This window comes from Streptomyces sp. NPDC006385 (assembly GCF_040612485.1).
GTDB lineage: Bacteria > Actinomycetota > Actinomycetes > Streptomycetales > Streptomycetaceae > Streptomyces.
Genome location: NZ_JBEXQG010000003.1, coordinates 171,800 through 198,253, shown reverse-complemented (window position 1 = coordinate 198,253; position 26,454 = coordinate 171,800). Strand labels below are relative to the sequence as shown.

The 26,454-nt window shown below is 71.7% G+C and carries 25 protein-coding genes and 1 pseudogene; 21 read left to right on the top strand and 5 right to left on the bottom strand.

Features of this window, described 5'->3' with window-relative positions; genetic code table 11:
• Positions 1–85: 85 nt before the first annotated feature.
• Together ABZ078_RS03580 and ABZ078_RS03575 are read left to right on the top strand one after the other, a co-directional pair.
• Complete coding sequence (locus ABZ078_RS03580; RefSeq protein ID WP_356571197.1) at positions 86–973, top strand: thioesterase family protein; 888 nt, start codon at positions 86–88, stop codon at positions 971–973.
• A 46-nt stretch (positions 974–1,019) separates the two neighbouring features.
• A pseudogene (locus tag ABZ078_RS03575) lies at positions 1,020–1,328 on the top strand (DNA-binding transcriptional regulator); the annotation flags it as partial.
• Between the two features lie 118 nt (positions 1,329–1,446).
• Here the strand turns inward: ABZ078_RS03575 and ABZ078_RS03570 are convergent.
• Complete coding sequence (locus ABZ078_RS03570) at positions 1,447–2,073, bottom strand: TetR family transcriptional regulator (RefSeq protein ID WP_356571195.1); 627 nt, start codon at positions 2,071–2,073, stop codon at positions 1,447–1,449.
• Positions 2,074–2,217: 144 nt separating this feature from the next.
• Between ABZ078_RS03570 and ABZ078_RS03565 the strand changes: the two genes are divergently transcribed.
• The 3 genes from ABZ078_RS03565 (at position 2,218) to ABZ078_RS03555 (ending at position 3,976) form a co-directional block, all read left to right on the top strand.
• Positions 2,218–2,370, top strand: coding sequence for a hypothetical protein (locus ABZ078_RS03565; RefSeq protein WP_356571193.1), 153 nt, complete (start codon positions 2,218–2,220; stop codon positions 2,368–2,370).
• A 44-nt stretch (positions 2,371–2,414) separates the two neighbouring features.
• Positions 2,415–2,681, top strand: a complete 267-nt coding sequence (locus tag ABZ078_RS03560) for a DUF4190 domain-containing protein (RefSeq protein WP_356571191.1) — start codon at positions 2,415–2,417, stop codon at positions 2,679–2,681.
• A 119-nt stretch (positions 2,682–2,800) separates the two neighbouring features.
• The gene (locus ABZ078_RS03555; protein WP_356571189.1) at positions 2,801–3,976 is read left to right on the top strand and encodes a cysteine desulfurase family protein; all 1,176 of its coding nucleotides are present in this window, start codon (positions 2,801–2,803) and stop codon (positions 3,974–3,976) included.
• A gap of 33 nt (positions 3,977–4,009) precedes the next feature.
• Here ABZ078_RS03555 and ABZ078_RS03550 read toward each other — a convergent pair whose 3' ends face one another.
• Positions 4,010–4,675, bottom strand: coding sequence for a peptidoglycan recognition family protein (locus ABZ078_RS03550; protein WP_356571187.1), 666 nt, complete (start codon positions 4,673–4,675; stop codon positions 4,010–4,012).
• A gap of 60 nt (positions 4,676–4,735) precedes the next feature.
• Between ABZ078_RS03550 and mnmA the strand changes: the two genes are divergently transcribed.
• Complete coding sequence (gene mnmA / locus ABZ078_RS03545) at positions 4,736–5,866, top strand: tRNA 2-thiouridine(34) synthase MnmA (RefSeq protein WP_356571185.1); 1,131 nt, start codon at positions 4,736–4,738, stop codon at positions 5,864–5,866.
• 52 nt (positions 5,867–5,918) lie between these two features.
• On the opposite strand, the gene ABZ078_RS03540 is transcribed toward mnmA, so the two are convergent.
• Together ABZ078_RS03540 and ABZ078_RS03535 are read right to left on the bottom strand one after the other, a co-directional pair.
• Complete coding sequence (locus tag ABZ078_RS03540; RefSeq protein ID WP_356571183.1) at positions 5,919–6,698, bottom strand: alpha/beta hydrolase; 780 nt, start codon at positions 6,696–6,698, stop codon at positions 5,919–5,921.
• Between the two features lie 37 nt (positions 6,699–6,735).
• On the bottom strand, positions 6,736–7,059 hold the full coding sequence (locus ABZ078_RS03535) for a DUF427 domain-containing protein (protein ID WP_356571181.1): 324 nt from the start codon (positions 7,057–7,059) through the stop codon (positions 6,736–6,738).
• Positions 7,060–7,109: 50 nt separating this feature from the next.
• Here ABZ078_RS03535 and ABZ078_RS03530 point away from each other — a divergent pair, with 50 nt between their 5' ends.
• The 9 genes from ABZ078_RS03530 to gatB all read left to right on the top strand — a co-directional run bounded on the left by ABZ078_RS03530 (position 7,110) and on the right by gatB (position 17,872).
• The gene (locus tag ABZ078_RS03530; RefSeq protein ID WP_356571179.1) at positions 7,110–7,673 is read left to right on the top strand and encodes a TIGR00730 family Rossman fold protein; all 564 of its coding nucleotides are present in this window, start codon (positions 7,110–7,112) and stop codon (positions 7,671–7,673) included.
• A gap of 18 nt (positions 7,674–7,691) precedes the next feature.
• Positions 7,692–8,390, top strand: coding sequence for an SDR family oxidoreductase (locus tag ABZ078_RS03525; protein WP_356571177.1), 699 nt, complete (start codon positions 7,692–7,694; stop codon positions 8,388–8,390).
• A gap of 51 nt (positions 8,391–8,441) precedes the next feature.
• Positions 8,442–9,449 carry a methionine synthase gene (locus ABZ078_RS03520; RefSeq protein WP_356571175.1) on the top strand — a complete coding sequence of 336 codons (1,008 nt, stop codon included), beginning with the start codon at positions 8,442–8,444 and terminating at the stop codon, positions 9,447–9,449.
• Positions 9,450–9,464: 15 nt separating this feature from the next.
• Positions 9,465–11,660 (top strand): NAD-dependent DNA ligase LigA, encoded by a 2,196-nt coding sequence (gene ligA, locus ABZ078_RS03515; protein WP_356571173.1) that lies wholly within the window; start codon positions 9,465–9,467, stop codon positions 11,658–11,660.
• Positions 11,661–11,922: 262 nt separating this feature from the next.
• Positions 11,923–14,154 (top strand): bifunctional diguanylate cyclase/phosphodiesterase, encoded by a 2,232-nt coding sequence (locus tag ABZ078_RS03510; protein ID WP_356571171.1) that lies wholly within the window; start codon positions 11,923–11,925, stop codon positions 14,152–14,154.
• A gap of 144 nt (positions 14,155–14,298) precedes the next feature.
• On the top strand, positions 14,299–14,595 hold the full coding sequence (gatC, locus tag ABZ078_RS03505) for an Asp-tRNA(Asn)/Glu-tRNA(Gln) amidotransferase subunit GatC (protein ID WP_356571169.1): 297 nt from the start codon (positions 14,299–14,301) through the stop codon (positions 14,593–14,595).
• Positions 14,596–14,600: 5 nt separating this feature from the next.
• Complete coding sequence (gatA, locus tag ABZ078_RS03500; RefSeq protein ID WP_356571167.1) at positions 14,601–16,103, top strand: Asp-tRNA(Asn)/Glu-tRNA(Gln) amidotransferase subunit GatA; 1,503 nt, start codon at positions 14,601–14,603, stop codon at positions 16,101–16,103.
• Positions 16,100–16,342: a hypothetical protein gene (locus ABZ078_RS03495; protein WP_078916136.1), complete on the top strand. Its 243-nt coding sequence runs from the start codon at positions 16,100–16,102 to the stop codon at positions 16,340–16,342. Before gatA ends, ABZ078_RS03495 begins: the two co-directional genes overlap by 4 nt.
• 15 nt (positions 16,343–16,357) lie before the next feature.
• Positions 16,358–17,872 carry an Asp-tRNA(Asn)/Glu-tRNA(Gln) amidotransferase subunit GatB gene (gene gatB / locus ABZ078_RS03490; protein ID WP_356571164.1) on the top strand — a complete coding sequence of 505 codons (1,515 nt, stop codon included), beginning with the start codon at positions 16,358–16,360 and terminating at the stop codon, positions 17,870–17,872.
• A gap of 61 nt (positions 17,873–17,933) precedes the next feature.
• Here gatB and ABZ078_RS03485 read toward each other — a convergent pair whose 3' ends face one another.
• Positions 17,934–18,740, bottom strand: a complete 807-nt coding sequence (locus ABZ078_RS03485; RefSeq protein ID WP_356571162.1) for a methyltransferase domain-containing protein — start codon at positions 18,738–18,740, stop codon at positions 17,934–17,936.
• 188 nt (positions 18,741–18,928) lie between these two features.
• On the opposite strand from ABZ078_RS03485, the gene ABZ078_RS03480 reads away from it, so the two are divergent.
• From ABZ078_RS03480 to ABZ078_RS03455, 6 genes are all read left to right on the top strand, one after another.
• Complete coding sequence (locus ABZ078_RS03480) at positions 18,929–19,318, top strand: hypothetical protein (protein WP_356571160.1); 390 nt, start codon at positions 18,929–18,931, stop codon at positions 19,316–19,318.
• Between the two features lie 210 nt (positions 19,319–19,528).
• A complete protein-coding gene (locus tag ABZ078_RS03475) occupies positions 19,529–21,775 on the top strand; it encodes an MMPL family transporter (RefSeq protein ID WP_356571158.1) in 2,247 nt (748 codons plus the stop codon).
• Positions 21,753–22,328 carry a GNAT family protein gene (locus ABZ078_RS03470; protein ID WP_356571156.1) on the top strand — a complete coding sequence of 192 codons (576 nt, stop codon included), beginning with the start codon at positions 21,753–21,755 and terminating at the stop codon, positions 22,326–22,328. Before ABZ078_RS03475 ends, ABZ078_RS03470 begins: the two co-directional genes overlap by 23 nt.
• A 35-nt stretch (positions 22,329–22,363) precedes the next feature.
• Positions 22,364–22,939, top strand: coding sequence for a hypothetical protein (locus ABZ078_RS03465; protein ID WP_356571154.1), 576 nt, complete (start codon positions 22,364–22,366; stop codon positions 22,937–22,939).
• Positions 22,940–23,149: 210 nt separating this feature from the next.
• A complete protein-coding gene (locus ABZ078_RS03460; RefSeq protein WP_356571152.1) occupies positions 23,150–23,347 on the top strand; it encodes a hypothetical protein in 198 nt (65 codons plus the stop codon).
• Between the two features lie 65 nt (positions 23,348–23,412).
• Complete coding sequence (locus ABZ078_RS03455) at positions 23,413–26,454, top strand: AAA family ATPase (RefSeq protein ID WP_356571150.1); 3,042 nt, start codon at positions 23,413–23,415, stop codon at positions 26,452–26,454.

Genomic DNA, 26,454 nt, shown 5'->3' with positions numbered 1-26,454 from the left:
AAAGTTGCGCACGTCTCAACACGCGTCGCTGCCGGTCCGGGCTGAAAAGCTACCGCTTAGTAGTCGCCTGTTGTACCGTTCACCCATGCCAGAAGCAGCCTCCGCCCCGACGGTCACGCGGGCCACGATCGGCGACAGCGAGTTCGACCGCGACACCGCGCTCACCCGGCGCGAGCCCGGCGTCTACGACATCGACCTCTCGGCCGGCTGGACCATCATCAGCGCCGTCAACGGGGGCTACCTGCTGGCCGTCCTCGGCCGCGCCCTCGCGGACGCCCTGCCCCACAGCGACCCGTTCACGATCTCCGCGCACTACCTGACCGCGTCCCAGCCGGGCCCGGCGGTCGTCCGCACCGACGTGGTGCGCACCGGCCGGACCCTGTCCACCGGCCAGGCATCCCTCCTCCAGTACGACGAGCAGGGCCGCGAGGTCGAGCGCATCCGCGTCCTCGCGTCCTACGGCGACCTGGACTCCCTGCCCGACGACGTCCGTACGACGGCGAAGCCGCCCGCGTTCCCGCCGATGGACCAGTGCTTCGGCCCCGAGGACGGACCCGCCCCTGTGTCCGGCAGCTCGGCGATCGCCGACCGCCTGATGCTCAAGCTCGACCCCGCCACCCTGGGCTGGGCGCTCGGCCGGCCGTCGGGCAAGGGCGAGATGCGAGCCTGGTTCGGCCTCGCGGACGGCCGCGACCCCGACCCCCTCTCGCTGCTCCTCGCGGTGGACGCCCTGCCCCCCACCGCCTTCGAGATCGGCATCTCCGGCTGGGTCCCGACGGTGGAACTGACCGTCCACGTACGCTGCCGCCCGACCCCGGGCCCCCTGCGGGTGTCGATCACGACGCGCAACCTGGCGGGCGGCTTCCTGGAGGAGGACGCGGAGGTCTGGGACAGCGCGGACCGCCTGGTGGCACAGTCGAGGCAGTTGGCGCGGGCACGGCTGAGCCGAAGCGCCCCCGGGTCGGCCCCCTGACGCCCTGACCACGGGAAGTCCGACCCCTCCTGTCGATCCCGCTGGTGCTCAAGGGGTCCTGGTCCACGCCGAGCGCGTGCGGCGCGGCGGCATCGGACCGCTCGCGGCTTCCGTACGGACGTCACCGGCCGGACCGCCGACGAGTCCCGCGCCTCGGCCATCCCGGCCATCCTGGCCGCCCGGGGCGCCCACGCGCTGCGCAAGGTGGTGGCGGCCGCCCTGCCCGCGCCGTACCGCCCGGCCGCCGAGGCGAGGTTGCGCCGCATCTTCGTCGACGCCACGCGCGGGAAGAGGCCTGGTCTCCAGGACCGGGGTCCGGTACCTGGTGGCGGACCGACGCGGGAAGCCTCAACTGGTTCCGGGCCGATCGGGGCGCAGGCGGCGACCGTGCTTCTCCGGCCGGATGGAGGTCCTGTCACCCCCGACGTGCGGGACGAACCGGCTCGGGCGGAGGCCCGGAGGGGACACGCGGGTCAGTCCAGCCAGTGCTCTCGGCCGATGCTGATCAGCCGCATCTGGCGGGTCGCGACCTGGCCGACGCGCCGCCGTTCCTCCTCCGGTGCCTCCAGGGCGTCCAGGAACAGGGAGGCCGTCATCAGCATCTGGTCGACGTAGAGGTTGGCCAGCATGAGGAGATCGTCGTCGTTCCAGCCTTCGGAAACAGGGTCCTTGGTGAGTGCGACCTTCACTTCCTCGGCGAAACGGGCCAGTTGGTCCTGGATCGCCTCCCGTACCGACTGCACCCCGCCGTGCCGCTCACGGGCGATGAAGCGGACGTGGGCCGGGTGCGTCGCGACGTGCTGGGCGATCAACCCGACGGCACGCTCTATGCGCTGGTCGCTGCCGCCGGACGAGGAGACGATCGAGCGGATCATCGGGTGCAGGCTGCCCAGCGCCTCCTCGACGAGGGCGACACCGAGATCGGCGGTGGAGCGGAAGTGCCGGTAGAAGGCCGTCGGGGCGACGCCGACCTCGCGGGTGACCTCACGCAGGCCCAGGCTGCTCAGGCTCTGCTCCTCCAGGAGTCCCAACGCCGCGTCCAGGAGGGCCTGTCGGGTCTTCTGCTTCTGGGCCTGCCGAATGCCGAGGGTGTGACTCATGCCATGCAGTTAACAACTGTTCTCTGGAATTGAAAAGTCGTGGGGCGCGCTAGACTCGGAGTCAGTGAACAACTGTTACTACAACTGTTCACCGAAATGTAACGAGAGAGATCTCGGACGGGATCTCGGAGGGGGATCCATCCCATGCTGTTCCTCGTCGCCGCGCTCCTGCTGCTGGGTGTGCTGCTCGGCACCGTCGCCCACGCGCCGCTCGGCTTCACCGCCGTCGCCGCCGCCGTGATCGCCGTCTGGCTGGGCGTCTTCGCCGCCCGCGAGCGCCATGCCCGCCGCCACTGACACCGCCGTCCGGACCGAAACCGACTCCTCAGGAGCTGACACCCATGCACCTCACCGCACCGGCCACCGCCCGCCCCGGCACCCGCGATGCCGACGGCATGGCCGTGGCGTCCTTCATCCTCGGCCTCATCGGTCTCCTCGTCTTCAACATCTTCCTCGGCCCGGTCGCCATCGCCCTGGCGGCGGTGGCCCTCTGGCGAGGCACCCACCGCAAGGGCCGCGCCTACCTGGGCATGGGTCTCGGGGTCGCCGACCTGCTGGTTCTGCTGGCCTTCATGCAGGCGGACAACACGCTGTCGTGGAGCTTCTAGCCGCGTCCGGGCGTGTCCCGACGCCAGGGGTGAAACCCTGAGGGCGCACCCACCCCGCCGCACCCGGGCCGACCTTGACACGAGGCCCCTTACCGGCGCCCTTTAGAATCGTGGCCACCATGGCTTACCTCGACCACGCCGCGACGACCCCCATGCTTCCGGAGGCGGCGGAGGCGCTGACCGCCCAGCTGAACGTCACCGGCAACGCCTCCTCCCTCCACGCGGCCGGCCGTCGCGCGAGGCGAACCGTCGAGGAGGCCCGCGAAACCCTCGCGGAAGCGCTCGGCGCCCGCCCCAGCGAGGTCGTCTTCACGTCCGGCGGCACCGAGGCCGACAACCTCGCGGTCAAGGGCCTGTACTGGTCCCGCCGCGACGCCGACCCCGCAAGGTCCCGCACCCGTGTTCTCGCCAGCCCCGTCGAACACCACGCCGTCCTCGACGCCGTCCACTGGCTCGGCGAACACGAGGGCGCCACGATCGAGTACCTTCCGGTCGACGCCCACGGCCGGGTCCACCCGGACGCCCTTCGCGAAGCCATCGCCCGCAACCCCGACGATGTCGCCCTGGCCACCGTGATGTGGGCCAACAACGAGATCGGCACCGTGATGCCGGTCCGTGAACTCGCCGACGTGGCAAGGGAGTTCGACGTCCCGCTGCACGCCGACGCCGTCCAGGCGTTCGGCCAGGTCCCCGTCGACTTCGCCGCTTCCGGCCTCGCCGCGATGACGGTCTCCGGCCACAAGATCGGAGGCCCGTACGGCATCGGTGCCCTGATCCTCGGCCGCGACCACGCCCCCGTCCCCGTCCTGCACGGCGGCGGTCAGGAGCGCCACGTCCGCTCCGGCACCCTCGACGTCCCCGCGATCGCCTCCTTCGCGGTCGCCGGCCGTCTCGCCGCCGAGCAGCGCGCATGGTTCGCCGCCGAGATCGGCGCCCTGCGCGACGCCCTGGTCGAGGCGGTCCGTACGGCCGTCCCGGACGCGATCCTCGGCGGTGACCCGGCACCCGGCGGCCGCCTCCCGGCCAACGCGCACTTCACCTTCCCGGGCTGCGAGGGCGACTCCCTGCTCCTGCTCCTGGACGCCCAGGGCATCGAGTGCTCCACCGGCTCCGCCTGCACCGCGGGCGTCGCGCAGCCCAGCCACGTCCTCCTGGCCATCGGCACCGACCCGGACCTGGCCCGCGGCACCCTCCGCTTCTCCCTCGGCCACACCTCCACGGAGGCCGACGTCGAGGCGGTCGCCAAGGCCATCGGCCCGGCGGTGGAACGGGCACGGGCGGCAGGGCTCACGTAGGGCGTGTCTGGCCCTGGCCCTGGCCCTGGTCCGCTATGCGGGCGCCGTACGCGCCGCCCGCACGAGCTTCATGTACCGGTCCCAGTCCCAGTGCTCCCCGGGATCCGTGTGATCGGTCCCCGGCACCTCCACGTGCCCGATGATGTGCTCGCGGTCGACGGGGATGTCGTAGCGCGCGCATATCCGGGCTGTCAGCCGCGCCGAGGCCTCGTACATCTCGTCCGTGAGGTCCTGGGGCCGGTCCACGAAGCCCTCGTGCTCGATGCCGATGCTGCGTTCGTTGTAATCGCGGTTGCCCGCGTGGTACGCCACGTCCAGCTCGCGGATCATCTGCGTGATGTGGCCGTCCTTGCGGACGATGTAGTGCGAGGCCGCCCCGTGCTCCGGGTCCTGGAACACCTTCACCGCACTGTCGAAGCTGCCCTGGGTGACATGGACGATCACCATGTCTATGCCGTAGTCGTCGGGGCGGTCCGCCCGCCGCCAGTTCGCGTCCGACGCCGCCACCCACCGCGCGCCGGCATAGTCGACCTCGCCGTCCTTGCGCGGCTTCTCCATGCCGGGAACCCGCCACCACAAGCGCGCGAGCTCGTCGCGGGCCAGCACGGCCGAGCCCGCCGCCGCCACCGTCCCGCCGATCAGCAACGCGCGACGCCCGACCTTCCGGTCGCCGTCCTTCGGAGCCTTCCGCTGTCCCATGTGATCGTCAACGGATACTCGTGGGTCCTGGTTCCCGCGCCCCCGTACCCTGGAAGGGTTATGACTGACACCCCGCAGCGCCCCCGCCCCCTCCGCGTCCTCGCCGCCATGTCCGGCGGGGTCGACTCCGCCGTCGCCGCCGCCCGCGCGGCCGAGGCCGGGCACGACGTGACCGGCGTCCACCTCGCGCTCTCCGCGAACCCCCAATCCTTCCGCACGGGCGCGCGGGGCTGTTGCACCATCGAGGACTCGCGCGACGCCCGCCGCGCCGCGGACGTCATCGGCATCCCGTTCTACGTGTGGGACCTCGCCGACCGCTTCCGCGAGGACGTGGTCGAGGACTTCGTCGCCGAGTACGAGGCCGGCCGCACCCCGAACCCGTGCCTGCGCTGCAACGAGAAGATCAAGTTCGCGGCCCTGCTGGACAAGGCCCTGGCCCTCGGCTTCGACGCGGTCTGCACCGGCCACTACGCCAAGGTGGTGCTGAACGAGGACGGCACGCGCGAGCTGCACCGCGCCTCCGACATGGCCAAGGACCAGTCGTACGTCCTCGGCGTCCTGGACGAGAAGCAGTTGGCGCACGCCCTGTTCCCGCTCGGCGACACGGTGACGACGAAGGACGAGATCCGCGCGGAGGCCGAGCGCCGCGGCCTCGCGGTGGCCAAGAAGCCCGACTCGCACGACATCTGCTTCATCGCCGACGGCGACACCCAGGGCTTCCTCGCCTCCCGCCTCGGCAAGGCGGAGGGCGACATCGTCGACGAGTCGGGAGCCAAGCTCGGCACCCACGAGGGCGCGTACGGCTTCACCATCGGCCAGCGCAAGGGCCTGCGCATCGGCACCCCGGCCCCCGACGGCAAGCCGCGCTACGTCCTCGACATCTCGCCGGTGGACAACACCGTGACGGTCGGCCCGGCGTCCGCCCTGGACGTCAGCGCCCTGACCGCCGTCAAGCCCCGCTGGTGCGGCGCCGCCCCGACCGGCCCCGGCACCTACACCGCCCAGCTCCGCGCCCACGGCGGCGAGAGCGAGGTGACCGCCGAGCTGATCGACGGCCGCCTGGAGGTGTCCTTCGCCGAGCCGGTCCGCGGCGTGGCCCCCGGCCAGGCGATCGTCCTGTACGACGGCACGCGCGTGGTCGGCTCGGCGACGATCGCGTCCACGGTACGGGCGATGCCCTCGGCCGTCTGAAGCGGCGCCCCGAGGCGCGGTCGACGTCGGGCACGCGCGCGTGCCCGTCCCGTCACTGCCCGAAGAACTCCAGCAGCACCGGCCCGAGGACGTCCGGCTCCACCATGTGCGTCTGCCCCTCCAGGCTCCGGTACGTCCCCTCCGGCACGGCCTCCGCGATCGCCCGCGCCGCCTCGCCCATCCACGCGGGACTCGCGTCGCCCGCGATCGCCAGCACCGGCACCGTGATCGAGGCCAGCCTCTCCACGGGCACCAGGCCGTCGCCCATCACGGCGTCGTCATGGGCGAGGCTCGGCGCGATCGTCTCCATTCCCGGCCACATGGGGGACTGACGGGCTCCCTGGATCATCTGCTCGGCCAGCCCGGTCAGGCGCAGGAACAGCTCGACCGCGTCCCCGCGACGGCCCTGGGCGAGCGCCTCGGTCAACCGCTCGGTGTACTGGGCGCGTTCCTCGGCGCCGCCTTCGTACACCGCGAACGGCACCTCGTACACCGCCACCTGACGCACCGCCAGCCCGCTCGCCGCCGCCTCCAGCGCCAGCGCCCCGCCCGAGGAGATGCCGCACAGCGCCGCCTCCCCGCCCACCGCCTCGATCAGCGCGGCGAGGTCCTCGACCTCCCGTTCCACGGCGTACGGCGCCGTGTCACCGCTCTCACCGCGCCCCCGCCGGTCGTACGCGACGACACGGAAGCGTTCCGACAGGGGCACGGCCAGTGGCGCCACGGTGCCCCCGGTGGACATCGCGCCGCTGACGAGGATCACCGCCGGACCCTCGCCCGAGATCTCGTACGCGAGGGAGGTACCGTCGCGTGAAATGGTCTTCTTGTCCATGTCTGTGGAGATTGCCGTACGGCGGTGACTTAACCGTTCAGGACACTTCGACTTCGTAGAAGCAGAGGTGGTCCTTGATCTCGGCCACGTCCGGCTTCGGGTCCGGGTACGCCCAGACGAGGTCGGCCGCGTCGGGCAGGGACCAGTAGGAGGCCGTTCCCTTGAACGGGCAGTAGGTGTGCGTGTCGGAGGGCGTCAGCAGGTCCAGTCGTACGTCCTCGGCCGGGATGTAGTACCGCGCCGGACAACCCGTCTCCCGCAGGACGAGCGGCCGGTCGCTCTCCGCCAGGACCTGGTCGCCGTGGACGACCCGTACGCGCCGTGTGCCCCGCTCGATCGTGATCGTGTGTCCGTGAGCCATGTCCGAACAGCGTGCGCGGCCCCGCGGTTCTTCCCGCGTACGGTGGCCGCATGCGAATCTGCGTCTTCCTCTCCGCCGCCGACCTCGACGACCGCTACACGCGCCCCGCGCGCGAGTTCGCGAAACTGCTGGGCAAGGGCGGGCACACGCTCGTCTGGGGCGGCTCCGACGTCGGGCTGATGAAGGTGGTCGCGGACGGGGTGCAGGAGGCGGGCGGCCGGCTCGTGGGGGTCTCCGTCCAGTTCCTGGCCGCCAAGGTCCGCCCGGGCGTCGACGAGATGGTGATCGCGAAGGACCTCGCCGAGCGCAAGAAGCTGCTCCTGGAGAAGGCCGACGCGGTGGTGATCATGGTCGGTGGCACGGGGACCCTGGACGAGGCGACGGAGATCCTGGAACTGAAGAAGCACGGCCACACGGACAAGCCCGTGGTCCTGCTCAACACCGCGGGCTTCTACGACGGCCTCAAGGAGCAGTTCCGCCGCATGGAGGACGAGGGCTTCCTGCCCCGCCCGCTGAGCGACCTGGTGTTCTTCGCGGAGGAGCCGGTGGAGGCGCTGGCCTACCTGGAGGCTGTGACATCAGCGGCTTCCGCCGAGGGCCGGGGAGCCGGGTGACCTGGCACTGATGCGAGCATGGCGGGCATGGCTACTCATGTGATCACCGGAGCGGGCTCCGGCATCGGCGCGGCCGTCGCCCGCCGTCTGCACGCGCGCGGGGACGATCTCGTCCTCCACGCGCGCGACGCGGGCCGCGCGAAGGAGCTGGCGGCGGAGTTCCCCGGGGCGAGGACGCTGGTCGGCGACCTGGCGGACCCGGACAGGCTGTCCTGGGCCTTCTCCCACCAGACGCTGCCGGACCGGGTGGACTCGCTGCTCCACATCGCCGGGGTCGTGGACCTCGGCCCGGTGGGCGACCTGACGCCGAAGTCCTGGCGCCACCAGCTCAACGTCAACCTGATCGCCCCGGCCGAGCTGACCCGCCACTTCCTGCCCCAACTCCGCGCCGCCCGCGGCCACGTGGTCTTCGTGAACTCGGGCGCCGGCCTCAACGCCCACGCCGACTGGTCCGCGTACGCGGCGTCGAAGCACGGCCTGAAGGCCCTGGCGGACTCGCTGCGCCACGAGGAGCACGCCAACGGCGTCCGGGTGACCTCCGTCTACCCCGGCCGCACGGCGAGCCCCATGCAGGCCAAGGTCCACCAGCAGGAGGGCAAGGAGTACGACCCGTCGAAGTGGATCGACCCCGAGTCGGTGGCGACGACGATCCTGATGGCCCTGGACCTGCCGAGGGACGCGGAGGTCAACGACCTGACGGTGCGGCCGGGACGTTGAATCGAGCCGGAGGGGTGAAGCCCGCGCCCGAAGGTTGCATAGGCTTCCCGCGTGAGTGAAAACAGCCCGTACACCTTCGCCCCCGCCACCGGCGTCGGGTCCATGCCGGGCGGCGACGCCCGTGAGGCCGCCAGGACCGTCACCGGCTCCCTCGAGGACTTCCCGTTCCTCGCCGAGCTGCCCGCCCGTGGCCCCGGCGCGGACATGGTCGGGCGGACCGCCGGGATGCTCGTCGAGCTGTACGCGCGCGTGGAGCCCAGCGGGTGGCGGATCGGGGACCGGCCGGGGCGGGACACCAAGCGGGCCCGGTCCTGGCTGGGGGAGGACCTCGACGCGCTGGAGGAGTCCACCCAGGGGTACGAGGGGATGCTGAAGGTCCAGGCGGTGGGGCCGTGGACCCTGGCCGCCGCGCTGGAGCTGAAGAACGGCGAGGTCGCCCTCTCCGACTCCGGCGCCTGCCGTGACCTCGCCGCCTCGCTCGCCGAGGGCCTGCGGCTGCACCTGGAGGAGGTCCGGCGCCGCGTCCCCGGCGCCCGGGTCGTCCTCCAGCTCGACGAGCCCTCCCTCGTCGCCGTACTGCGCGGCCAGGTGAGGACCGCCAGCGGCTACCGCACCCACCGGGCGGTGGACCGGCAGATCGTCGAGGCCGGTCTCCGCGACGTCGTCGGGGTGTACCGCGGCGGTCCCGTCGTGGTGCACTCGTGCGCACCGGACGTCCCGTTCGCCCTGCTGCGCCGGGCGGGCGCGGCGGCGATCTCCTTCGACTTCTCGCTCCTCACCGAGCGTGACGACGACACGATCGGCGAGGCGGTGGAAGCGGGGACCCGGCTCTTCGCAGGTGTCGTCCCGGGCACGGACGGCCGATTGTCAGACCCTGCCGGTAGCGTCATGGGTGTCAGGACGCTGTGGCGCAGGCTGGGGCTGTCACCGGGGCTTCTCACGGAGGCGGTCACGCTCACGCCGTCGTGCGGACTCGCGGGGGCCTCCCCGGAGTACGCGCGCAGGGCCCTCGCGCACTGCGTCCGGGCGGCGAGATCCCTCGCGGACAACCCAGAGTAACGGGAGGACAACACGGTGGCCGGCGACAAGCAAGCGGAGACGACGGCGGTGCCCGCCGAGGCCCGCGATGAGCACGCGCAGCTGGCGGAGCAGGTCGAGGAGCACCGCTTCCGGTACTACGTGAAGGACGCTCCGGTCATCAGCGACGCGGAGTTCGACAAGTTGCTGAAGACGCTGGAGGCGCTGGAGGAGAGGTATCCGGAGCTGCGCACGCCGGACTCGCCGACCCAGAAGGTCGCGGGGTCGTACGAGACGGAGTTCACGGCGGTCGAGCACCGCCAGCGGATGCTGTCGCTCGACAACACCTTCAACGACGACGAGCTCGCCACCTGGGCCGACCGCATCGCGCGGGAACTGGGCGACCAGGAGTACCACTTCCTGTGCGAGCTGAAGGTCGACGGCCTCGCCGTCAACCTCACCTACGAGAACGGCCGCCTCACCCGCGCGGCCACCCGCGGCGACGGCCGCACCGGCGAGGACATCACCCCGAATGTCCGTACGATCGCGGAGATCCCGGCTCGCCTCCGCGGCGACCAGGTCCCCGACCTGGTGGAGATCCGCGGCGAGGTCTACTTCCCGATGGAGAAGTTCCTCGAACTCAACGAGCGCCTGGTCGCCGCGGGCGACAAGCCCTTCGCCAACCCCCGCAACGCCGCCGCCGGTTCGCTGCGCCAGAAGGACCCGCGCGTCACCGCCACCCGCCCGCTGCACATGGTCGTCCACGGCATCGGTGCCCTGGAGGGCTTCACGGGCATGAGCCGCCTCTCCCAGGCCTACGACCTCCTCGAAACCTGGGGCCTGCCCACCTCGCGGCACAACCGGGTGGTCGACGACCTCGGTGGCGTACGCGAGTTCATCGCCCACTACGGCGAGAACCGTCACTCCGTGGAGCACGAGATCGACGGAGTCGTCGTCAAGCTCGACGAGATCCGCCTCCAGGGCCGCCTCGGCTCCACCGCGCGCGCACCGCGCTGGGCGATCGCGTACAAGTACGCGCCGGAAGAGGTCAACACCAAGCTCGTCGACATCAAGGTCGGCGTCGGCCGCACCGGCCGGGTCACCCCGTACGCGCAGGTCGAGCCGGTCACCGTCGCGGGCAGTGAGGTCGAGTTCGCGACCCTGCACAACCAGGAGGTCGTCAAGGCCAAGGGCGTGCTCATCGGTGACACCGTGGTCATCCGCAAGGCCGGGGACGTCATTCCGGAGATCCTCGGCCCGGTCGTCGACCTGCGGGACGGCAGCGAGCGGGAGTTCGTGATGCCGAGCGAGTGCCCCGAGTGCGGTACGGCGCTCAAGCCCATGAAGGAGGGCGACATCGACCTCCGGTGCCCCAACGCCCGTACCTGCCCGGCCCAGTTGAGGGAGCGCGTCTCCTACCTCGCGGGCCGTGAGTGCCTGGACATCGAGCACTTCGGCGCGGTGGCCGCCGCCGCGCTCACCCGCCCGCTGGAGCCGGCCGACCCGCCGCTGGTCGACGAGGGCGACCTGTTCGACCTGACGGTGGAGAAGCTGCTGCCCATCAGGGCCTATGTCCTCGATCCGGACAGCGGCCTGCCCAAGCGGGACCCCAAGACGGGTGAGGAGAAGGTCGTCACGGTCTTCGCCAACCAGAAGGGCGAGCCGAAGAAGAACACCCTCGCCCTGCTGGAGAACATCGAGGCGGCGAAGCAGCGTCCGCTGGCCCGGTTCCTCAACGGGTTGTCGATCCGGCATGTCGGGCCGGTGGCGGCGCAGGCCCTCGCGCGCGAGTTCCGCTCGATCGAGCGCATCGAACAGGCCACCGAGGAGGAGTTGGCGTCGACCGACGGTGTCGGTCCCATCATCGCCGCCGCGCTCAAGGAGTGGTTCGCCGAGGAGTGGCACCGCGAGATCGTCCGTAAGTGGAAGGCCGCCGGGGTCCCGTTGGAGGATCAGTCGACCGGCGAGGACGAAGGCCCCCGCCCCCTGGAAGGGCTTACCGTCGTCGTCACCGGCACGCTGGAGCGCTTCACACGCGACGGCGCCAAGGAGGCACTGCAAAGTCGCGGAGCGAAGGTGACCGGTTCCGTTTCGAAGAAGACGTCTTTTGTGGTCGTCGGTGACAGTCCTGGATCGAAGTACGACAAGGCCATGCAGCTCAAGGTGCCTGTTCTGAACGAGGACGGCTTCGACGTCCTGCTGGAGCAGGGGCCCGACGCGGCGGCCGAAGTCGCGCTCCCGGCAGAGCAGTAGGGGTTGAAGCCACCCCGATCGGCGCATACCAGATGCATACGGGTGGCTGGGGCGCATTCGGGCAACCGTCGACGACCGCTGCCCGTGGAAGCCTTCTGCGGCCTACTGTTGAGGGGTGCGCCTGCCGTGCCCAGCTGCGGTCGGGGCATCCCCCTGCTCCTGAGGAGCGGGGGGAAGGGTTTTCCAACGCGGTGCCGTTGAAGGTTGTTGTCGGGCATCGGGCCGCGTGGCGTGGGCACCGCCGGCTGTGAGAGGGACGGGAATGGAACCGACCGAGAGCGCCGCCCCGGACTCACGGCTGCGCCGGATGGCCGGCGCATGGCGGGGACGGGCGACGCGGTCCGCGGATCGTTCGCGGACGGAAAGAGGCGCGGGGAGCGCGGGACAGCACACCGCGGCGGACGGCCGCGCCACCGTGCACCTCGACGCCGACCGCGCCGACGGACTGGCGGGCTCCGATCACGAACGGCACCTGTCCTGGCCCGCGCTGCCCGCGGCGGTCGTCGCGGCGGCCGGGTTCGTCCTCGGCGCCGGGTTCTACCGGGCGTTCACCGGCGACCACGCCCTCTTCCCGTCCGGTACCGTCGGCTGGTCCCTGGCCGTGCTGACCGGCATCATCGTCGGTCACCTCGTCGCCCTCGGGCGCGCCCGCTGGTGGGGCGGCACCGGCTCCGGCGCCGCCCTGACCCTCGCCGTGCTGATGCTGTACGGCTGGGTGCCCGCCGGCATGGTCAGCCTCACCGTCGTCGTCCTGGTCGGGGTGGCCCGCCGCGGCCGCTGGCGGCAGGGCGTGCTGCACGGCGCGGTGGACATCCTCGGCATCGCCTCCGGGGCCCTCGTACTGGCCGCCTTCGGCCGCGTGCCGACCGTGGAGAGCCCCTGGAACCCGGACACCTGGACCCTCTACACCCTCCCCGGAGTGGTGCTCGTGGCCGCCGCCTATCTCGCGGTCACCCGTGTCCTGCTCTGGTATCTGCAGGCCCCGCGCGGCGGCCTGCCCACCGTCGCCCGCACCGCCCTGGTCAGGCAGGGTCTCGTCGCCGTCGCGCTGCTCGGTATCGCACCGCTGGTGTGCGTGGTGGCCACCGCCAAGCCCCTCCTGCTGCCGCTGTTCTCCATCCCGCTCATCGCCCTCGACTCCACGCTGTGGATAGCCCGCGCCCGGGCGGAGGAGCAGTTGCGCGATCCGCTGACCGGGCTGCCCAACCGGCAGTGGCTGCTGGAGCGCATCTGGACCGCGCTCGACGACGCCGAGCGCATCGGCGCCCGGTCCGCCCTGATGCTGATCGACCTCGACCGTTTTCGATCGGTCAACGACACACTCGGTCATCTCGCCGGAGACCGGTTGCTGTTGCAGATAGCCGACCGGCTGCGCCTCGCCCTGCCGCGCGGAGCGGAGGCCGCGCGGCTCGGCGGCGACGAGTTCGCCGTCTTACTGCCCGTCGCCGACTCCACGACGTCCGCGACCCGGGTCGCCCGCGGCCTCGTCACCGCCCTCAGCTCCCCGCTCGACCTCGACGGGCTCACCCTGGTCCTGGAGGCCAGCGCCGGCGTCGCCGTCTTCCCCGACCACGCCCTCGACGCCGAGGGGCTGCTGCGGCGCGCGGACGTGGCGATGTACCAGGCGAAGCGGGACCGTACGGGCGTGGAGGTCTACGAGTCCAAGCGGGACTCGAACACCCCGGACCGGCTGGGCCTGCTGGGCGATCTGCGCCGCGCCCTCGACGCGCACGAGGTCGAACTCCACTACCAGCCCAAGGTCCGCTTCGACGGTCAGGTGGCCGGCCTCGAGGCGCTGGTGCGCTGGGTGCATCCCGAGCGCGGGAAGGTGCCGCCGGACGAGTTCATAGCGATCGCCGAGTCGTCGGGGCTGATGCCGCATCTGACGGAGTACGTGCTGGAGACCGCGCTCGGGCAGGTGGCCCGGTGGCGGTCCCAGGGCCTGTACGTGCCGGTGGCGGTCAACGTCTCCCCGCGTGACGTCCACACCCCCGGATTCGCGGGTTCGGTCGCGGCACGGCTCGCCCGGCACGGGGTCCCGGCGGGAGCGCTCCAGTTGGAGATAACGGAACACGTCCTCCTGGAGGACCCGCAGCGCGCCGCGGACACCCTCGCCGGGCTGACCGGACACGGCGTGAAGATGTCCCTGGACGACTTCGGCACGGGGTATTCGTCCCTCGTGCACCTGAGACGGCTGCCCGTGAGCGAGCTGAAGATCGACCGTTCGTTCGTGGCCCGGCTCGCGGTGGACACCGAGGACGCCGAGATCGTGCGCTGCACGGTCGATCTGGCCCATTCGCTCGGCCTGCTCGTGGTCGCCGAGGGCGTCGAGGACGACGAGACGTGGGAGCGACTGCGGGACCTGGGCTGCGACGCCGTCCAGGGGTGGCTGGTGGCGGCGGCGATGCCGCCCGAGGAGACCACGGCGTGGCTGCGGGCGCGGGGTTCGCGGGGGTGGCAGCGGCCACGGGCGGCCCTGCCCGCCGCCGAGTGACGTCGACGCACCCCGAAGGTGCGCGGGGCCGCGTCGATGTGCGGCTCCGCCGCACGGGCGCGCAGGAAACCGTTTCACGGGCATCGGCCCCCGCCCCATAGGATTGGCCCCAAACCACACACACTCACCCCTGAGGATCGCTGCATGCCTGGCATCACGCGCGAGGAGGTCGCCCACCTCGCCCGGCTGGCGCGTCTGGAGCTGAAGCCCGAAGAGCTCGAGCACTTCGCGGGACAGCTGGACGACATCATCGGCGCGGTCGCCCGCGTCAGTGAGGTCGCCGACCAAGGCGTACCGCCGACCTCGCACCCGCTCCCGCTGACGAACGTCATGCGCGCGGACGAGGTCCGTCCGTCGCTCACCCCCGAGCAGGCGCTCTCCGGCGCCCCGGCCCAGGAGCAGCAGCGTTTCAAGGTGCCGCAGATCCTGGGGGAGGACTAACCGCCATGACGGACAACGTCAACATCATCAAGCTCACGGCCGCCGAGACCGCCGCGAAGATCGCCTCCGGCGAGCTCACCGCGGTCGAGGTCACCGAGGCCCACCTGGCCCGCATCGAGGCCGTCGACGAGAAGGTGCACGCCTTCCTGTACGTCGACCGCGAGGGCGCCCTCGCGCAGGCCCGCGCCGTCGACGAGAAGCGGGCCAAGGGGGAGAAGCTCGGTCCGCTGGCCGGTGTCCCCCTCGCGCTCAAGGACATCTTCACCACCGAGGGCATCCCGACGACCGTCGGCTCGAAGATCCTGGAAGGGTGGATCCCGCCGTACGACGCCACCCTCACCAAGAAGCTCAAGGCCGCTGACGTCGTCATCCTCGGCAAGACCAACATGGACGAGTTCGCCATGGGGTCCTCCACCGAGAACAGCGCCTACGGCCCGACCGGCAACCCCTGGGACCTCACCAAGATCCCCGGCGGCTCCGGCGGCGGCTCCTCCGCCGCGCTCGCCTCCTTCCAGGCGCCCCTCGCCATCGGCACCGACACCGGCGGCTCCATCCGCCAGCCGGCGGCCGTCACCGGCACGGTGGGCGTCAAGCCGACGTACGGGGCGGTGTCCCGTTACGGCATGGTCGCCTTCTCCTCGTCCCTCGACCAGGGCGGCCCCTGCGCCCGTACGGTCCTGGACGCGGCCCTGCTCCACGAGGTCATCGCCGGGCACGACCCGCTCGACTCCACGTCCATCGACGCCCCGGTCCCGCCGGTCGTCGAGGCCGCCCGCGACGGCAGCGTCGCCGGCATGCGCGTCGGCGTCGTCAAGCAGTTCCGCGGCGAGGGCTACCAGGCCGGCGTCATCCAGCGGTTCGACGAGTCCGTCGCGCTGCTGAAGGAGCTGGGCGCCGAGATCGTCGAGCTGGACTGCCCGTCCTTCGACCTCGCCCTGTCGGCGTACTACCTGATCGCGCCCTCCGAGTGCTCCTCCAACCTCGCCCGCTTCGACGGCCTGCGCTACGGCCTGCGGACCGGCGACGACGGCACGCACTCCGCCGAGGAGGTCACCTCCCTCACCCGTGAGGCGGGCTTCGGCCCCGAGGTGAAGCGCCGCATCATGCTCGGCACGTACGCGCTCAGCTCCGGCTACTACGACGCGTACTACGGCAGCGCCCAGAAGGTCCGCACGCTCATCACCCGCGACTTCGAGAAGGCCTTCGAGCAGGTGGACGTGATCGTGTCGCCCACGACGCCCACCACCGCCTTCCCGATCGGCGAGCGTGCCGACGACCCGATGGCGATGTACCTCGCCGACCTGTGCACCATCCCGACGAACCTCGCGGGCAACGCGGCCATGTCGCTGCCCTGCGGTCTGGCTCCGGAGGACAACCTCCCGGTCGGCCTGCAGATCATCGCCCCGGCGATGAAGGACGACCGGCTGTACAAGGTCGGGGCGGCCGTCGAGGCGGCCTTCGTGGAAAGGTGGGGTCATCCGCTGATCGAGGAGGCTCCGTCGCTGTGAGCAAGGCAATGTCCAAGGCCAAGGGCTTCAAGAAGTCCAAGTCCGGTCTGTACCTGTCCATGGCCACCACCGCGTTCGGTGCGGTCAACGTCGTCAAGCAGGCCAAGAAGGCCCGCGTGGAGAGCGACACGCTGCGCCTGATCGACGCCGCCGTGTCCGCCACCGCGATCGTCACCGGCCTCGCCATCCTCTACCGCGAGCTGAAGCGGCTGGGCGACGACGACGTCCTGCTGGGCTGAGAGGGAAGTTTCACCGTGACCACCACGACCGACCTGGTGTCGTACGAGGACGCACTCGCGTCGTACGACCCCGTCATGGGCCTTGAGGTCCATGTCGAACTCGGCACCAAGACCAAGATGTTCTGCGGCTGTTCGACCGCCCTCGGGCAGGACGCCAACACGCAGACCTGCCCCGTCTGCCTCGGCCTGCCCGGCGCGCTCCCGGTCGTCAACGCGACCGGCGTCGAGTCCGCGATCAAGATCGGTCTCGCGCTGAACTGCGAGATCGCCGAGTGGTGCCGCTTCGCCCGGAAGAACTACTTCTATCCGGACATGCCGAAGAACTTCCAGACCTCCCAGTACGACGAGCCGATCGCCTTCAACGGCTACCTCGACGTCCAGCTGGAGGACGGCGAGACCTTCCGCGTGGAGATCGAGCGCGCCCACATGGAGGAGGACACCGGAAAGTCGACGCACGTCGGCGGCGCGACGGGCCGTATCCACGGCGCCTCGCACTCGCTCCTCGACTACAACCGCGCCGGCATCCCGCTCATCGAGATCGTCACCAAGCCGATCGTCGGCGCGGGCGAGCGCGCCCCCGAGGTGGCGAAGGCGTACGTCCGTGAGCTGCGCGAGGTCATCAAGGCGCTCGGCGTCTCCGAGGCCCGCATGGAGATGGGCCAGATGCGCTGCGACGTGAACCTGTCGCTGCGCCCGAACGGCACCGAGAAGTTCGGCACCCGCTCCGAGACGAAGAACGTCAACTCGCTGCGGTCCGTGGAGCGCGCGGCCCGTTACGAGATCCAGCGGCACGCCGCCGTGCTGAGCGGCGGCGGGACGATCGTGCAGGAGACCCGGCACTTCCACGAGGACACGGGGTCGACGACCTCGGGCCGAGTGAAGGAGGAGGCCGAGGACTACCGGTACTTCCCCGAGCCGGACCTGGTGCCGGTGGCCCCCTCGCGCGAGTGGGTCGAGGAGATCCGGGCGGCGCTCCCCGAGCTGCCGCTGGTGCGTCGCAACCGGCTCCGGGAGGAGTGGGGCATCTCGGCCACCGACATGCAGGCGATCCTCAACGCCGGCGCCCTGGACCCGATCGTCGCCACGATCGACGCCGGTGCCGACGCGGCCTCCGCCCGCAAGTGGTGGATGGGCGAACTCGCCCGCAGCGCCAACGAGTCGGGCACGTCCCTGGACGAGCTGGCGATCACGCCGGAGCAGGTCGCCCGGGTCACCGAGCTGGTCTCGAAGGGCGACCTGAACGACAAGCTGGCCCGCCAGGTCATCGAAGGCGTCCTCGCGGGCGAAGGCACCCCGGACGAGGTCGTCGACAAGCGCGGTCTGAAGGTCGTCTCGGACGAGGGTGCCCTGGGCACCGCCGTCGACGAGGCCATCGCCGGCAACCCGGCCATCGCCGACAAGATCCGCGGCGGCAAGGTGGCCGCGGCCGGCGCCCTGGTCGGCGCGGTCATGAAGGCGACCCGGGGTCAGGCCGACGCGGCGCGCGTCAAGGAGCTGATCCTGGAGAAGCTGGGCGTCAGCGAGGGCTGAGACCCACCGGCACGAAACCCCGAGGGGGATGCGTCGACCGCGACGCGTCCCCCTCGGCGCATCATCGGATACGGCGCCCCACCAGCCGTACGAAGCCCAGCGCCCGGCCCTCGTCGAGGCGCACCATCTCGCCGACCCGGCGGGCCATCGTGCGATGGAACTCCTCGGGGCTCTCCTCGGCGATCACGTCGCACCACAGCAGCCAGTCCCGCCAGCCGTCGTCCAGCCAGTCGGCCGCCTCGACCTCGACGGCGCCACCGCGAGTCCAGTGCCGACGCCACCAGTCGGCGGAGTGGAAGCACCAGAAGTCGGGCTCCCACCACGGCTGGAGATGCTCGGGCGGCTCGACGCCCGCCGGCTCCTCCCGCAGCGCGGGCACGACCACACCGATCCGGCCGCCGGGCTTCAACAGCCGGGTGAGCGTGGGCAGATAGAGGTCGGCGGTGCCGAAGTAGTGGTACGCGTCGATGCTCACGATCGCGTCGAAGCCGCCCTCGGCGAACGGCAGGTCGTGCGCCTCGGCGTGCACGGGCAGCACACGGTCGGCGAAACCTGCCTGCGCGATGCGCCCGGCGTTGTCGTCGGGCTTGATCCACAGGTCGGCGGCGGTGACCTGGGCGTCGTACTCCCTGGCCAGGAAGACGGAGGTCATCGCCCGGCCGCAGCCCAGGTCGAGGACGCGGGCGCCGGGGCGCAGGGTCTCCAGGCCCAGGGCGGGGGCGAGCCACTCCAGCAGCCACAGCGCGTTCGGGCCCATCTGGTTCTCGATGACCCAGCGGACGTCGTAGCTGTTGCTGCGCGGGTAGCGGGCGTGGGTCAGTCGCTTGGCGAGGTCCTCACTCGAGGTCCCCGGGGTGATGTCCGGCATCGGTGAACGAACTCCTTGAGTCCTTGCAGGTGGAAGGGGATACGGCGGAGCTCGGCCGGACGCTCAAACAATGCACCTGCCCAGGTCGGCGGCGATGTGCCGCGGCTACGGCTGACCTTCGGAAGCTAGCAGCCGGCCGTCCCGCCCGGCATCCGGTTTTCCGGCGCGACGCGCTACGCTCCCCCGCCATGAACGGACGTGGTGATTCCGAGATAGCCGAGACGGGGGAGGGCCAGTACCAGGCGCCGGAGGACGAGCACCCGGAGGATGTGGAGGACCTGGAGGATGTGGAGGACCTGGAGGACCTGGAGGACGACGGCGAGGATCCGGTGCAGGAGGCGCGGCGGGCCCGCTGGACGGCCGTCGCGACCGGGGCGCTCCTCGCTCTCGCCGGCCTGGCGGCGTCGACGCTCCGAGCCACCGGCACGGCCCCGGCCCCCGTCCCGGCCGCCTACGCCCTCGGAGCCGCCGTCTGCGCCCTCGCCGCGTTCCTCGGCTCCCGGGGCCGTACCCGGCGGGCGCTGTGGCTGCTCGTCGCCGGGGTGATGGTGATGGCGCTGGGGGACCAGTTCGACTGATGTGACAGGTGCCACTCGGGAACGACAGAGTGGCCGTCACTGTCCTGTGATCTGCCTCCCACTCATGTGAATAAGCCCACGAACCCGGCAAACGATCATTTTCGCCTGCAAGAGTTTGCTTCACATCGCTCATGCGTTCTTTGCGGGCTGTTCACTTCACGGACGACGGTTCCCGATCAAAGATCCATAAATCGCCCCGGGAGCACGTTCGTGGCAGCTCTTGCACGCTGGTGTGTCCAACGGCGTCTCGTCGCCGTACTGCTCTGGCTGCTCGCCTTCGGCGGGGTGAGCGCGGCCGCCGTCGTGACGGGCACCGCGTACTCGAACGACTACGAAGTCCCCGGCACCGAGTCCGGCCGCGCCACCCAGCTCCTGAAGGACGGCTTCCCCGGCCTCGGCGGCGACAGCGACACCGTCGTCTGGCACACCACGTCCGGCACCGTCCGCGCCGCCGACGTCGAGCAGACCATGACGCGCACCCTGGACACCATCGCGGACCTGCCCGGCGTCGCGGCCGTGGGCAGCCCGTACGACAAGCAGGGCGCCGCACAGATCAGCGCGGACGGGCGCACGGCGTACGCCACCGTCACCTTCGACACCGGCGCCGAGAACCTCGACAAGGGCGAGGCGCAGGCCGTCGTCAGCACGGCCGAGGCCGCCGAGGCCGACGGGCTCCGGGTGGAGCTGGGCGGCAGCGCCGTCGGGCTCACCGAGTCGCCGGGCGGGCACCTCGCCGAGGTCGTCGGCGTGGCCGTCGCCGCGGTGGTGCTGTTCCTCGCCTTCGGATCGCTCGCCGCCTCGCTGCTGCCCATCGCCACCGCGCTGATCGGTGTCGGCACCGCGTACGCGGGGATCGCGCTGCTCGGGCACGCCATGACCGTCGCCGACTTCGCGCCCATGCTCGGCATGCTCATCGGGCTCGGCGTCGGCATCGACTACGCGCTGTTCATCGTCACCAGACACCGGCGCGGACTCAAGCGCGGGCTGTCCGTCACCGAGTCGATCACCAACGCCGTGGCGACCACCGGACGGGCCGTGGTGTTCGCGGGCGCCACGGTGTGCATAGCCCTGCTGGGAATGCTGATCCTCCGGCTCGGCTTCCTCAACGGCGTCGCGATCGCCGCGTCGCTGACCGTGGTCCTGACCGTGGCGGCCTCGGTGACCCTGCTGCCCGCCCTGCTGTCCTTCATCGGCATGCGCGCCCTGAGCCGCCGCGAGCGGCGCCGGCTGGCGGAGCACGGGCCCGAGCCGGAGCTGCCGACCGGGTTCGCCGCCCGCTGGTCGGCGTTCGTGGAGCGCCATCCCAAGGCACTCGGCGCGATCGCCCTGGCCGTCATCACGGTCCTCGCGCTGCCCACCCTCGGCCTGCGCCTGGGCACCTCCGACCAGGGCAACAACCCCGAGTCCTCGACCACCCGCCAGGCCTACGACCTCCTCGCCGACGGTTTCGGACCCGGCGTGAACGGCCCGCTCACCCTGGTCACCGAGGTCGACGGCGGTGACGACAAGCTCGCCCTCGACAACCTCGACGCCACCCTGCGCACCACCGAGGGCATCGCGTCGGTGACCCCGGTGACGTTCGACGCCGGCGGCGACATCGCGTATCTCACCGTCGTACCGGAGTCCTCCCCGCAGTCGCAGCAGACCAGTGACCTCGTCGACCGGCTGCGCTCCGAGGTCCTGCCGCGCGCCGAGACCGGCACCTCGCTCGATGTGCACGTCGGCGGCATGACGGCCGGCTACGACGACTTCGCCGATGTGATCGTCGGCAAGCTGCCGCTGTTCGTCGGTGTCGTGGTCGGCCTGGGCTGTCTGCTGCTCCTGCTCGCCTTCCGGTCCGTCGGCATCCCGCTCAAGGCCGCCGTCATGAACGTCGCCGCCGTCGCCGCCGCCTTCGGCATCGTCGTGGCGATCTTCCAGTGGGGCTGGGGGAGCGAGCTGCTGGGGCTGGGCCGCGCGGGCCCGATCGAGCCCTTCCTGCCGGTCATCATGGTGTCGGTGTTGTTCGGCCTCTCCATGGACTACCAGGTCTTCCTGGTCAGCCGGATGTACGAGGAGTGGCTGGAGACCGGCGACAACCGGCGGGCCGTCCGGGTCGGCCTCGCCGAGACCAGCCGGGTGATCAACTCCGCCGCGGTCATCATGATCTCGGTGTTCCTCGCCTTCGTCCTCAGCGGCGACCGCGTGATCGCCATGTTCGGCATCGCCCTCGCCGCAGCCGTCGCCCTGGACGCCTTCGTGCTGCGTACGCTCCTCGTCCCCGCCCTGATGCACATGCTCGGCGGCGCCAACTGGTGGCTGCCGCGCTGGCTCGACAAGCGCATGCCCCGCATCAGCATCGAGCCGCCCGAGTCCCGTGCCGCCCATGAGAGGCTGGCCGCCGCGACGGACGCCGAGGTGGCGGACGTGCTGGCGGAGGAGGGGCGACAGCGGGATGTACGCGATATCGCTGGGTGACGACGGAGCGGAGCTGCGGCCTCTGGAGCCCTGGCACGCCGAGGAGTTCCTGGCCCACCTGGAGCGGGGGCGGGACTTCATCAACCAGTACGTCCCCTTCGGCTCCAAGGCCACGGACGTGGACTCCGCGCGGGAGGTGCTCCAGCGGTACGCCGACATGCGCGCCGCCGACACCGGGTCCCTGCACGGCCTGTGGCTGGAGGGGAAGCTGGTGGGCGGCGTTCTCTTCCTCAACTTCGACGCCGAGAGCGCCAACTGTGAGGTCGGCTGCTGGCTGGAGCCCGCCGGCACCGGGCGAGGGCTCGTCACGCGCGCGGTGCGCGTGCTCGTCGACTTCGCGGTCGAGCAGCGCGGCATCCACCGCGTCGAGTGGATCGCCTCGGCCGGGAACACGCCGAGCCTGAACGTGGCACGGCGCCTCGGCATGACCCGTGAGGGCGTGCGACGGGAGAGCTACCCCTATCGTGGGGTGCGGCACGACCTCGAGGTGTGGTCGATCCTGGCCCCCGAGTGGCGTGCGGCACGCGCGCGTGCCGCTCACAGCGATCGTTAAGCAACCTCTCAGACAGCGTCCGTACGGTGCGAGGCATGGGAACGAAGACAGTGGACGAGACCGGCGCCGACACCGGCACCAAGGTGAAGACCGACGAGGAGAAGGTGGACGTCACCAAGACGACCGACGCCGATGCCACCGCCGCCGACGAGGTGACGGAGCACGACGAGGCCGAGGCCGAGGACGAGGTGACCGCTCAGGCCACGCAAGAGGGCCCCTCCGGCGTCGGCCAGGGCGCGGGCGCGGTCGTCTCCGCGGCGCTCGGACTCGTCTCCCTGACCGGCGGCTGGATCGGTACGGTCGCCGCCGCGCGCGAGACCCTCATCGGCCAGCTGGAGACCGCCTCGAACGCCGGTGTCGCCCAGCAGATCAAGGAGGTCTACGGCGACGCCTGGCAGACCTCCGCCCTGTGGGCCGGCCTGTTCGCGCTGGCCGCGCTGATCGTCGGCGTCGTGGTGCTGGCCCGCCCGGCCTTCGGGGCGCCCGGCAGGCCGCAGGCCGCGTGGATCAAGTCGGTCGCCTGGGGCGGCGTAGCGCTCGGCGTCATCGGTCTGCTGCTGGCCGTGCTCAAGTACACCGACGCCTTGCTCAGCCTGCCCTCGGCGAGCTGAGTCACCGCAGGTCCCCGAGGGGCCTCAGGGCCGCCGTAAGCACCTTGGACGGCGCCCTGAGGCCCCTTACGCGCGTCTGAGGCCCCGGCCCACCGCCGAAGATGCGGAACTCTCCCGATGTGGCGGACCCGCCTGGGAGACGAAGGTGGAGGCATCGCTGGCAAGCGAAGCCGAAACCCGGCTCTCACCAGGAAGAACAAGGGATCTGCCATGTGCGAGTACGAGTTCCACCACTTCCGTTCCGCCGAGCTGATCCGCCGGGCCGAGCACGAGCGCCTGGTCCGCGAGGCCGTCCGCGTCCGCCGCGCCGCGCGCCGGGAGGCCGCGCAACGATCCGCGGAGGGCGCGGGGGAAGCGGAGGCGCATACGTCGCGCCTTCGGCGGCATCGGCACGCGCGCGCCGCGTGACGGGCCGTGCCGGGCTGCCGGATCCAGCCGGTCCGGCGTTTGCCGGACCGGCAGCGGTGCATGCGATGCTCGCACCCGTGGAGACCAGGTCCGTAAGTCCCGTGTTCGTCGGCCGCGCACCCGAGTTGGAGACGCTGACCGACGCCCTCACCCGTGCCGCCGGAGGCGAGCCGCAGGCGCTGGTGATCGGCGGCGAGGCCGGCGTCGGCAAGACCCGCCTCGTCGAGGAGTTCGCCGGCGCCGCCGCCCGCGCGGGCGCCGTCGTCGCGCTCGGCGGCTGTGTCGAGATCGGCGCCGACGGGCTGCCGTTCGCCCCGTTCTCCACCGCGCTGCGCGCCCTGCGCCGCGAACTGCCCGACGAACTGTCCGCCGCGGCCGCCGGGCAGGAGGAGGAACTGGCCCGGCTGCTGCCGGAGTTGGGTGAGGCGACCGCCGACCGGTCGGACGAGGAGGGCATGGCCCGCCTCTTCGAACTCACCGCCCGCCTCCTGGAGCGCGTCGCCGCCGCCCGCACGGTCGTCGTCGCCCTGGAGGACCTGCACTGGGCCGACGCCTCCACCCGCCACCTCCTCGCCTACCTCTTCCGCACCCTGCGCACCGGCCGCCTCGTCGTCCTGGCCACCTACCGCTCCGACGACATCCACCGCCGCCACCCGCTGCGCCCGCTCCTCGCCGAACTCGACCGCGTGCGCACCGTCCGCCGGATCGAGCTCGGCCGCTTCAACCGCGCCGAGGTCGGCCGTCAGATCGCCGGCATTCTCGCCGCCGAACCCGACCCGGCCCAGGTCGACGAGATCTTCGAACGCTCCGACGGCAACGCCTTCTTCGTCGAGGAACTCGCCGTCGCCGCCCACGAGGGCTCCTGCACCGGCCTCACCGACTCCCTGCGCGACCTGCTGCTGGTCCGCGTCGAGGGCCTGCCCGAGAGCGCCCAGCGGGTCGCCCGGATCGTCGCCGAGGGCGGCTCCACCGTCGAGTACCGACTGCTCGCGGCCGTCGCCCGGCTCGCCGAGGACGACCTCATCGAGGCGCTGCGGGCGGCCGTGAACGCCAACATCCTCATCGCCGCGCCCTCCGGCGACGGCTACCGCTTCCGGCACTCCCTGGTCCGCGAGGCCGTCGGCGACGACCTGCTGCCCGGCGAGCGCTCCCGCCTCAACCGCCGCTACGCCGAAGCCCTGGAGGCCGATCCGACGCTCGTCCCGGCCGACGAGCGCGTCACGCGCCTGGCCAGCTACTGGTACCACGCCCACGACCCGGCCAAGGCCCTGCCCGCCGTCCTGGACGCCTCCGCCACCGCCCGGCGCCGACACGCCCCCGCCGAACAACTGCGGCTGCTGGAACGCGCGATGGAGCTGTGGGACGCCACCCCCGAGGACGTACGGGCGAGGCTGCGCCCCGTCGATCACACCGAGGTCTACCCTCCCTGCGGCTGCGACCCGCAGACCACGCCCCTGCGCTACCTGGACCTCATGGCCGAGGCCGCCGTGGCCGGACGGCTGTGCGGGGAGCGAGAACGCGCCCTGAAGATCACCAAGCGGGCCCTGCACCTCCTGGCGGACGAGGGCGGCGACCCGTTGCGCGCCGCCTGGTTCTGGGTCCAGCGCTCCCGACTGGTCCAGGCACAGGCCCGCGGCGACGGCTGGCAGGAACTCGGCACCGCCCAGGAGCTGGTGCGCGGTCTGCCGCCCTCCGAGGTGCACGCCGAGGTGCTGGCCCATGTGGCCAACTGGTCGATGCTGCGCCGGCCCGGACCGGACGCCCTGTCCGCCGCCGAGCGCGCCGTCGAGTACGCGCGCATGGTGGGCGCCGAGGACATCGAACTGAACGCGCGCCTCACGCTCGGCCAGCTCATGGTCGACGCCGGGCAGATCGAGGCCGGACTGGCCCAGATGTACGAGGCCAAGAACGAAGTCGTGGCCCGCGGCCTGACCGCGCTGGTGGGCCGCAGCCATGTCAACCTGCCCTCCGTCCTGGAAGGCATCGGCCGCTCCCAGGAGGCCGTCGGCATCCTGCGTGAGGGCCTGCGGCTCACCCAGGAGTGGGGCCTGCGCGACTCCGAAGCCTGGGTCTGGACGAACCTCGCCAAGTCACTGATCTCGCTGGGCCGCTGGGACGAGGCCACCGAGGCGGCCCTCAACGCGCAGCAGACAGGCCAGTCCGCGAAGCCGCGCGGCGGAGGCTCCAACAATCTCGCCCACCTCGCACTCGCCCGCGGCGAGATCGCCGAGGCGGCCCGCCTGCTGGCCACCAGCCGCGCCTCCTACGGCACACACGACCCCATGCCGCAGAACGACCTGCGGATGTCCGCCCTCGCCATCGGCATAGCCGCCGCCGAGGGCCGACTCCTGGACGCCCGTACCGAGGCCGACCGGGCCCTGAGCACCGGCTTCCCGCCCGGCACCCAGCGCTACGCGTGGCCGCTGCTGCTGGCCGCCGCCGTCGCCGAGTCCGACGCCGCCGACCAAGCACCGCGCGCCGCGCAGGAGGGCCGCGCCGCCTTCCTTGAACGGATCTTCGAGGCCGTCCGCAAGCTCACCACGGGCGCACCCCTGTGGCTGGCCTACGAGAAGTGGACCCGAGCCGAACTCGACCGGGCGGAGAACCGGGCCACCCCGGACACCTGGTCGGACGTGATCACCGCCTTCGAAGCCCTGGAGCGCCCCTACGACCTCGCCCGCGTCCGTCACCGCCTGGCCGAGGCGCTGCTCGCGGCCGGCGGCGAGGACGAGCGCACCCGCGCCACGGAACTGCTCCGCCTGACCCGCGCCACCGCCACCCACCTGGGCGCCCGCCCCCTCGCCGATGCCACGGCCCAGCTGGCCCAGAGAGCCCGCCTCACCCTCACGGCGGCCCCGCCCCCGGCCGACCCGGCCGACTCCCTGGGCCTCACCAGCCGGGAATGGGACGTCCTGCGCCTGGTCTCCGCCGGCCGCACCAACCGCCAGATCGCCGAGGAGCTGTTCATCTCCCCGAAGACGGCGAGCGTCCACGTGTCGAACATCCTGGGCAAGCTCGGCGTCTCAGGGAGAGGGGAGGCGGCGGCGGTGGCGCATCGGATGGGGTTGTTCCCGGCCGAATCGCTCATATCGGGAACGAGAAGCTGA